Origin of the sequence: Intestinibacter sp., from assembly GCF_022780145.1 — a bacterium.
Lineage (GTDB): Bacteria > Bacillota > Clostridia > Peptostreptococcales > Peptostreptococcaceae > Intestinibacter.
Map to the genome: position 1 here is coordinate 18,975 of NZ_JALEXO010000059.1, position 9,659 is coordinate 28,633.

Consider the following 9,659-nt stretch of genomic DNA (forward strand, 5'->3'; position numbering starts at 1 on the left):
TAAGTTTTCCCCTGTTTTTTAATAATTATTTTTGTATTTTGTTTAATTGTTCGTTTAATTTAGCAACTTGCGGATTATCGCATTTGATTCCCATGAAGTTTAAGATAGACATAAGTGTCATTGTACTAGCCATATCTAGCATTTCTTCAGTCATAGGGATTCCTTCAGCGTTTTCATTTAATTCTTCAAGTGCTTTTAAAGCTACTTCCTTTGCAGCTTCGTTTTCAAATATATTTCCAAAAGTATCTTTTATTGAGAAATACCCTTCTGGAAATTCTAGCATATTTCCAGTTGTTATGTCAATCCAGTTCTCTACGTTGCCACCTGCAGCAGTATCCTTTAATACATATTCATCAGTAGCTTCTTCTATACGGTTTAGCTTGATTTCGTCAGTTAAGTCGCCTGCTTTAACTGATATAGTGTTTTCGCCTAGAGCTAGAGGAACATTTTCGAATATGAATATTTTATTTCCTTCTAGAGTTTTGAACTCTTCTCCATTTACTAATAGAGTAACGCTGTTTAAGTTAGAGTAAACTTTTACAGTAGTTGCTTCGTGAGCTCTATTTACATATCTACGGCCGCATATATGAACCATTGGTTTAGTTGCCCAGTAAGCTTGGTATATATAGAAGGCGTCTTTTTTGATTTTACGGTCGTATGTTATTAGTCCCTTGTTGTTACGTCCTTGAACTCCACCTTCATCACGATTATCAGCTGCGAAGTCGAACATATTCCATACATAAGTAGCCCATAGGAATGGTCTTTCATCGAATATTTTCGCCATATGTTCGTGGTATAGAGCGTGGTATTCTTCTGAGTAATCTTTTACCTTAGGGTCATCTGAATGCCATTTTAATATACCTTCAGCACCGTATTCTGATATACCTAGGCATCTATCTGGGAAACGTCTATGGTAATCGTCTATCCAGTCTTCATTTTGAGTTAATTCACCCATGTACCAACCGAAGTAGTGGTTGTACGCTATTATGTCTGGGTAAGTTGCAGCTGGACTTGCAGGATCAAGTATGCATAGGTTAGCTACAGTAGTTTTTCTTGTTTTATCTAGAGAGTGAGCTAAGTCGTTTACTGCATTAAGGTTTTCTATCAATGCTTCGTCCTTGTCGCCCTTCATTGTTATTTCGTTTGAAACTCCCCAGAAGCATATAGAAGGGTGGTTGTAGTTTTGTACTATTAATTCCTTCATTTGGTTTAATGTATCTTGCTTAGCTTCTTCTGTGTTCATAAATACAGATATAAATGGTATTTCAGCCCAAACTACCATACCGTATTTATCGCATAAATCGTAGAAGTATTGGTCGTGTTGGTAGTGAGCAAGTCTTATAGTGTTTGCTCCAACTTCACGGATAAGCTCCATATCTTCATCGTGTTCTTTAGTAGTAAGAGCCCAACCCATATCTTCTCTATCTTGGTGTCTAGAAACTCCACGAAGAGAGTATGGTTTACCATTTAATATAAATCCTTTATTAGGATCTACTTCGAATGAACGAACACCGAAGTTAGCAGAAACTTCATCTATAGCCACATCGTTTAAGTAAAGAGTAGCAACTGCTCTATATAAGTATGGATCTTCTATACCATTCCAAAGATGTGGATTTTCCATAGTTAAGTTTGTTTCTGTCATATTAGAAGGAGTGTCTTCTAATACTAAATTGTTTTCTGCGTCGTATATAGAGTATTTGACAGTTAAATTATTAACTATGTTAGATACAAAAGATTTTACATTTATATCGCAAGTTCCATTTTCATTTAAGACTGGAGTAACTTGTATTCCAGGAGCTCCACAGTATTCTAGATCAAAGTGAGTATCGGCAACTTCTATTATATTTACATTTCTGTATATCCCACCGAAGAATGTGAAGTCAGCAACCTGTGGGTAAGTCTTTTGGTTAACTGTGTTATCAGCTTGTACTAATATAGTATTTTGTCCATTTTTTAATTGATTAGTTATATCAAATCTGAAAGTAGAGAATCCACCTATATGCTCTCCAACATGAGTGTTGTTTACATATACATTTGCTATACAGCTAACACCTTCGAATTCTATAAAGTATTTTTTATTTTCTTTTATTTCTATATTTAATTCTTTGCGATACCAGAATTTATCACGGATATAATCTCCGCCACCATCTTGTCCATCTAAGTTATTCCAAGTGTGAGGAATGTTTACCTTATCTCCATTTGCTGTCATTGCATTGTCTGCGCTGATGTTTTCTTTTATAAAGATCCAATCAGCGTTGATTGATGTAATTTGTCTCATAAGAACCTCCATTTTATTAATTTTATGAATAGTATTATTATACTAGCTGTTTATTATGTGTATATGAAATTTACATAAATATACTTGTATACTAGCATTTGGAAATTTTATCTTTGATAAATAAAATTTATTGAGATTAATTATACTATTTAAAAATTAGGTATGTCAATATTAAAAAGGTTTTCAAAAAATAATATTGAAAATTTAACCACAACGTATAAAAAAATTTTTATTAAAAATAAATTTATTGTTTACAACTTGTATACAAGTGTGCTACTATTAGATTGTTATTAAAATAACACAATCGATTAGTGTTGATTTGTAAATGAATAAACTACAAATAGACTACATGATAACAAAATTAAAAAATAAAAATTACAGAAATAATAATTAAAAATCTAAAAGACAAAACAATTAAAAAATTAAGCATCGGGGGTTTTAAGATGGACTTACGTGAAGTGAACAACTTAGGATTAGAATCAGACAAAACGACTACAAAAGCTTTTGGAATAAAAGATAAAGTAGGGTATTTATGCGGTGATTTAGGAAACGATTTTATGTTCCTATTTGCGAGCATGTATTTAATGATATTTTACACAAAAGTATGGGGCGTTAGTGCTTCATTAGTAGGGGTACTATTTTTAGTATCTAGATGTATAGATGCGTTTACAGATATAACAATGGGACGTATCGTCGACAAAGCTAAAGCTACAAAAGACGGTAAATTCAAGCCATGGATAAAGAGAATGTCAGGACCAGTTGCAATATCGAGTTTTTTAATGTATCAATATAGCTTAGCAGGAGCTTCTATGACAGTTAAAGTAGTAGTGATGTTTGCAACTTATATATTATGGGGTTCTATATTCTATACATCAATAAATATACCATATGGATCAATGGCATCAGCTATAACTGATAAACCAGACGAGAGAGCATCTCTTTCGACTTGGAGAAGTTTAGGAGCAACATTTGCATCTGTTATTATAGGAGCAATAGTACCACAAGTTATATATTATGCAGATGCCAATGGAAATCAATTAGTAAGTGGACCAAAATTCACTTTAGTAGCAGGTATATTCTCAATATTTGCATTAGTTTGCTATATAGTTTGTTATAAATTAACGACAGAACGTGTTAAGTTAGAGCCTGCTCAAAAAGAAAGTGCATCTTTAGCAGAAACTTTTAAAACAGTAGTATCAAATAGAGCTTTATTATCAATAATAGCTGCAGCGATAGTTTTATTATTAAGTAGTTTTATGTCTCAAACAATGAACACATATTTATTTGCGGATTATTTCAAAGATATAAATGCTTTATCAATGCTTAATATGATAGGTTTACCAATAAACTTAATGTTAGCAGCAGTAGTAGTAAAAATATCAGCTAAAGTTGGTAAAAAAGAATTTTCAGCAATGGGTATGTTTTTAGCAGGAGCAGGTTACATATTAATATACTTCTTAAAATTAGAAAGTTCTTGGGCATTTTTAGGATACTATACAATAATAACACTTGGTGTAGCGATATTTAACATGCTTATATGGGCAAAAATAACAGATGTTATAGATTACAATGAAGTTAAATTTGGAGAGAGAAACGACGGTATAATATACGGAGTTTACTCATTCTCTAGAAAAATAGGACAAGCTCTAGCTGGAGGATTAGGTGGTTTTGCCTTAACTTTCGTAGGATACAATTCTTTAGCAGCTTCTCAAACTACAGAAGTAGTTAATGGAATATATAATTTATCTACTTTATTCCCAGGAGTTTGTTATTTAATAGTAGGTTTAATATTAACTTTTGCTTATCCATTAAGTAAAAAAGTGGTAGAAGAAAACTCTAGAATATTAAACGAAAAACGTGCAAATAATTAATCATATACGATTAATTTAATTATAAAAAAATATATTAAATCAGGTTAACATCATCTAGGGGCTAGTACTATCATTTTGTGGTACTAGCTATTAGATGTTAAAAATAAAAATACAAAAGGTTAGGAGAATTTTATGAAATTATCATTTCGTTGGTATGGAGAAGATGACAAAGTAACATTACAAAATATACGCCAAATACCAGGCATGCATTCTATAGTAACTGCAGTTTACGATGTACCAGTTGGTGAAGTATGGAGCAGAGAATCTATAGCAAAATTAAAAGAACAAACAGAAAATGCTGGATTAAACTTCGAGGTAATCGAAAGTATACCAGTTCACGAAGATATCAAGCTTGGAAAACCTAGCAGAGATAAATATATAGAAAATTACTGTGAAAATATAAGAAGAGTTGCTGAAGCTGGAGTTAAATGCATATGCTACAACTTTATGCCAGTATTTGACTGGACTAGAACTCAATTAGACCATGAATTAGAAGATGGTTCTACATCTTTAGTTTACTATCAAGAACAAGTAGACAAGGTTAACCCATTAGAAAGTGATAGTGACTTAACACTTCCAGGTTGGGATGCTAGTTACACTAGAGAAGAATTAAAAAGCGTAGTTGCTGAGTACAATGCAATGAGTGAAGACGATTTATGGAATAACCTACAATATTTCTTAGAGAGAATAATACCAGTAGCTGCAGAATGTGACGTAAACATGGCTATACATGAAGACGATCCATGCTGGAGTATATTCGGATTACCTAGAATAATAACTTGTGAAGAAAACCTAGACAGATTCTTAAAATTAGTTGATGACAAGCACAACGGTATAACTTTATGTGCAGGATCTCTAGGCTGCTCAAATAAAAACGATGTAGCTAAAATGGCTGCAAAATACGCTAAAATGGGCAGAATACATTTCGTACATATGAGAAATGTAAAAGTATTAGATAACGGATTTGAAGAGAGAGCTCACTTATCTTCTTGCGGAAGCTTAGACATGTACGCAATAATGAAGGCTTTATATGACAATGGATTTGACGGATATATTAGACCAGACCACGGAAGAATGATCTGGGGCGAAACTGGTAGAGCTGGATACGGTTTATACGATAGAGCTTTAGGAGCTACTTACTTAAACGGCTTATGGGAAGCTATAGAAAAATCTAGTAAATAATAAATTTTATGGAGGCGCAAAATGAAATTACCTTTTCAAATAGATTTAAACGATAAAGTTGTTGTAATAACAGGAGCAGGTGGATTAATATGTTCTGCATTTGCTGAAGCTATGGCTATGTGTGGAGCTAAGGTTGCTTTACTTGACTTAAACGAAGAAGCAGCTAAAAAATATGCAGATGAAATAGTTGCAAAAGGATACACTGCAAAAGGTTACAAATGTAACGTTTTAGAAAAAGAAAGCTGTGAAGCTGCAAGAGGTGCTATATTAGCAGACTTCGGAACTTGCGATATATTAATAAATGGAGCTGGTGGAAATAATCCAAAAGCTACAACTGATGACGAGTACTTTGCTCCAGAGCATTTAAATGAAATGAAAACTTTCTTTGATTTAGATCCTCAAGGGGTATCTTTCGTATTCAACCTAAACTTCATGGGTACATTAATACCTACACAAGTTTTCGCAATGGATATGATGAACAAAAAAGGTGCGAGCATAATAAACATATCTTCAATGAATGCTTATTCACCACTTACAAAAATACCAGCATACAGTGGAGCAAAAGCTGCTATATCTAACTTTACTCAGTGGTTAGCAGTTCACTTCTCAAAGGTTGGTATACGTTGCAATGCTATAGCACCAGGGTTCTTCTCAACTAAACAAAACGAAAAATTATTATGGAACGAAGATGGAACTCCAACTGCTAGAACTGAAAAAATATTAGCTGGAACTCCAATGGGTCGTTTCGGTGAATTAGAAGAATTAATAGGTTCATTATTATTCTTATCTTGCGAAGAAGCATCAGGATTTGTAAACGGAACTGTTATACCAGTTGATGGTGCATTTGCAGCATATTCAGGTGTTTAATATATAGACTACGACGACATAATATAAGAAGACATTTATTAGGAGGAGTAAAGACTTATGGTTAATTTAAGAGTAAAACCTTACAACCTAGACGATGAAGGTGTTAAATGGGTTGAAGAAACTATAAAATCAATGACTATAGAAGAAAAAATAGGTCAATTATTTATAAACATGGGTGCAAGCCGTGACGAAGAATACTTAAAAAGTATTTTAGATAACTATCACATAGGTGGAGTTCGTTACAACCCAGGAACTGCTGAAGAAGTATACGATCAAAATAAAATACTTCAAGAAAACAGTAAAATACCTCTATTAATAGCTGCAAATACTGAAATGGGTGGTAATGGAGCTTGTACAGATGGTACTTATATAGGAAATGAAGTTAAAATAGCTGCTACTAACGATAAAAAATACGCATACGAAATGGGTAGAGTATCTGGTGTAGAAGCTGCTGCTATAGGATGCAACTGGAGTTTCGCTCCAATAGTTGATATAAACAAAAACTGGAGAAATCCAATAATATCAATAAGAACTTGGTCAGCTGATGTTGAACAAACTCTAGAATTATCTCTTGAATACATGAGAGGTATACAAGAAAGTGGAATAGCACCTGCTGCTAAACACTTCCCTGGAGATGGTATAGATGAGAGAGATCAACATTTATCATTTGCACCAAATTCATTATCAGTAGAAGAATGGGATGCGACTTTCGGAAGAGTTTACAGTGGATTATTTGAAGCAGGTCTTCCATCAATAATGGCTGGACATATAGCTTTACCAGAGTACGTTCGTCACTTTAATCCAAATGCGACTACTCAAGAATTATATATGCCTGCTACATTAAGTAAGTATATATTAACTGACTTATTAAGAGGAAAAATGGGCTTCAATGGTCTAGTTGTAACTGATGCATCTCACATGGTTGCTATGACTTCAGCTATGAAGAGAAGTGAAATGCTTCCAACTGCAATAGCTGCTGGTTCTGATTTATTCTTATTCTTCAACGATCCAGACGAGGATTTCAACTGGATGATGGAAGGCTACAAAAAAGGAATAATAACAGAAGAGAGATTAGAGGAAGCTTTAACTAGAATATTAGGAACTAAGGCTGCTCTAGGTCTTCACAAAAAAGCTAAGACTGAAATATTACCAGCTAAAGAAGAAGCTATGGCGAAAATAGGCTTAGAAGAAAATAAAGAAATAGCTAAAGAGGTTGCTGATAAAGGTATAACTTTAGTTAAAAACACTCAAGAATTATTACCAATATCACCAGGCAGACAAAAGAGAGTTTTACTTGTTGAAGCTAAAGGAACTGAAGGTGGATTCGGTAAATTCCTAGAATTAATGGGTGGAGCTAAGAAGAAACCAATAGACACATTAAAAGAATTATTAGAAGCTGAAGGATTCCAAGTTGAAATATGGGAATCACCAATGGACAAGGTTATGAAGCTTCCAAAAGAGGAAATGGCTAAGGCTATGGCTAACGTATATGCAGCTAAACGTCCAATTGCCGATTTAACTGACAACTACGATTTAATAATAAACATAGCTAACGTAAATCCAAACACTGACCAAAGGGTACAATGGCCAGCTAGTAAAGGAACTCCAGACATACCATTCTATGTAAATGAAGTTCCGACTATATTCGTTTCAGTTAAGTGTCCATTCCACTTAGCTGACGTACCACAAGTTAAAACTTATATAAATACTTATGATGATAGTGATATTACATTAGAAGCATTAGTTCAAAAGCTTGTAGGAAAATCAGAATTTAAAGGTGTGAGTCCAGTAGATGCGTTCTGCGGATTTGGAGATACACGTTTCTAATTAAAAATAAATAAAATATATTAGGGTGTAGTTTTTGCTACATCCTAATTTGATATATAAGGAGCAAAAATGGGATATTTTGATTATTTGAAAGAGAAGGATTTTTTAATATGTATAGATTCAGATGGATGCGCTATGGATACTATGAATTCAAAGCATTTTAATTCATTTGGACCTGAGTTTGTGAAATCATATGATTTAGAAGAGTATAGAGAAGAAGCTCTAGAATATTGGAATCAAATAAATTTATTTACAAAAACTAGAGGTATAAATCGTTTCAAAGGTTTGGCTATGGCTGTCAGAGAGATGAGCAATCGCAAAGGAATAAAATTTGACGGATTAGAAGAATTTGAAAATTGGGTGGAAACTGCACCTCAATTATCAAATCCAGCTCTACTTGAAAAATGCCAAGAGAAGAGAAACGACTGCATGGAGAGGGCTCTACTTTGGAGTATCCATGTAAATTTATCTATAGTTGAATCACAGGAAGAGGATATGCCTTTTAAAAATGTGAAGGAAGCTATGGAGGAAATGTCTAAATATGCCGATTTAACTGCAGTTTCTTCTGCAAACGGTCAGGCAGTAGAATCTGAGTGGACAAAGCACGGAATAAAGGACTGCTGCAGAGTATTACTTTGTCAAGAAGCTGGTTCAAAGGCTTACTGCATAGAAAAGCTTTTAGAAAAAGGATACGACAAAGACAAGGTGCTTATGGTAGGAGATGCTCCTGGAGATAAGAAGGCAGCGTTAGACAATGGGGTTAGATTCTATCCGATAATAGTTGACGCAGAAGCATTTAGCTGGGAAAGATTAAAAAATGAAGCCAGCAAGAAATTATTCGCAGGCGAATTTGATGATGCGTACCAAGAGCAGTTAATAAAAGAATTCGAAGTTGCTTTAGGAATATAGATTTAAATAGACAAATATAATAAAAAAATTTAAGTAAATTTTTAATATATAAGGGAAAAATACAAATACAAAGGAGATATGTCATGAAAAATTTTATGGACAAAGATTTTCTTTTATCAAATGAAATATCTAAAAAGCTTTACCATGAATACTCAAGCGTTATGCCGATAATAGATTATCACTGCCACATCAATCCACAGGAGATAGCAGAGGATAAAAAATTTGAAAACATAACTCAAGTATGGCTAGGTGGAGATCACTATAAATGGAGACAAATGCGTTCAAATGGTGTAGAAGAAAAATACATAACTGGAGACGCTACAGATAGAGAAAAATTCCAAAAATGGGCTGAAACTTTAGAAAAAGCTATAGGAAACCCATTATACCACTGGAGTCACTTAGAGCTACAAAGATACTTCGGATATGAAGGTGCTCTAAATGGAGAGACAGCAGAAGAGGTTTGGAATTTATGCAACGAAAAATTAAAAACTATGTCAGCTAGAAGCATAATGAGAGATTCTAACGTTGAATTAATTTGTACTACAGATGATCCAATAGATGATTTATAATACCTCATAGCTATAATAGAAGATGAAACTTTTGATATACAAGTACTTCCAACGTGGAGACCTGATAAGGCTATAGCTATAGAAAAAGTCGACTATGTAGATTATATAGCAAAATTATCAGAAGTAAGTGAAATAGAAATAAAATCATTCGCTGAT

At 33.5% G+C, this 9,659-nt stretch carries 6 protein-coding genes and 1 pseudogene; 6 read left to right on the forward strand and 1 reads right to left on the reverse strand.

The window, feature by feature from the left end:
- Positions 1–25: 25 nt before the first annotated feature.
- Positions 26–2,278 (reverse strand): glycoside hydrolase family 2 protein, encoded by a 2,253-nt coding sequence (locus MR593_RS02300; RefSeq protein ID WP_290686578.1) that lies wholly within the window; start codon positions 2,276–2,278, stop codon positions 26–28.
- Positions 2,279–2,721: 443 nt separating this feature from the next.
- Between MR593_RS02300 and MR593_RS02305 the strand changes: the two genes are divergently transcribed.
- From MR593_RS02305 to MR593_RS02330, 6 genes and pseudogenes are all read left to right on the forward strand, one after another.
- Entirely contained in the window at positions 2,722–4,149 is a 1,428-nt protein-coding gene (locus MR593_RS02305; protein ID WP_290686580.1) for an MFS transporter, read from the forward strand.
- Positions 4,150–4,281: 132 nt separating this feature from the next.
- Positions 4,282–5,331: a mannonate dehydratase gene (gene uxuA, locus MR593_RS02310; RefSeq protein WP_290686581.1), complete on the forward strand. Its 1,050-nt coding sequence runs from the start codon at positions 4,282–4,284 to the stop codon at positions 5,329–5,331.
- Positions 5,332–5,352: 21 nt separating this feature from the next.
- On the forward strand, positions 5,353–6,198 hold the full coding sequence (locus MR593_RS02315) for an SDR family oxidoreductase (protein ID WP_290686583.1): 846 nt from the start codon (positions 5,353–5,355) through the stop codon (positions 6,196–6,198).
- 57 nt (positions 6,199–6,255) lie between these two features.
- On the forward strand, positions 6,256–8,025 hold the full coding sequence (locus MR593_RS02320) for a glycoside hydrolase family 3 protein (RefSeq protein WP_290686585.1): 1,770 nt from the start codon (positions 6,256–6,258) through the stop codon (positions 8,023–8,025).
- Positions 8,026–8,094: 69 nt separating this feature from the next.
- Positions 8,095–8,934: an HAD family hydrolase gene (locus tag MR593_RS02325; protein ID WP_290686587.1), complete on the forward strand. Its 840-nt coding sequence runs from the start codon at positions 8,095–8,097 to the stop codon at positions 8,932–8,934.
- A gap of 95 nt (positions 8,935–9,029) precedes the next feature.
- Positions 9,030–9,659 (forward strand): annotated as a pseudogene (locus tag MR593_RS02330) (glucuronate isomerase); the annotation flags it as partial.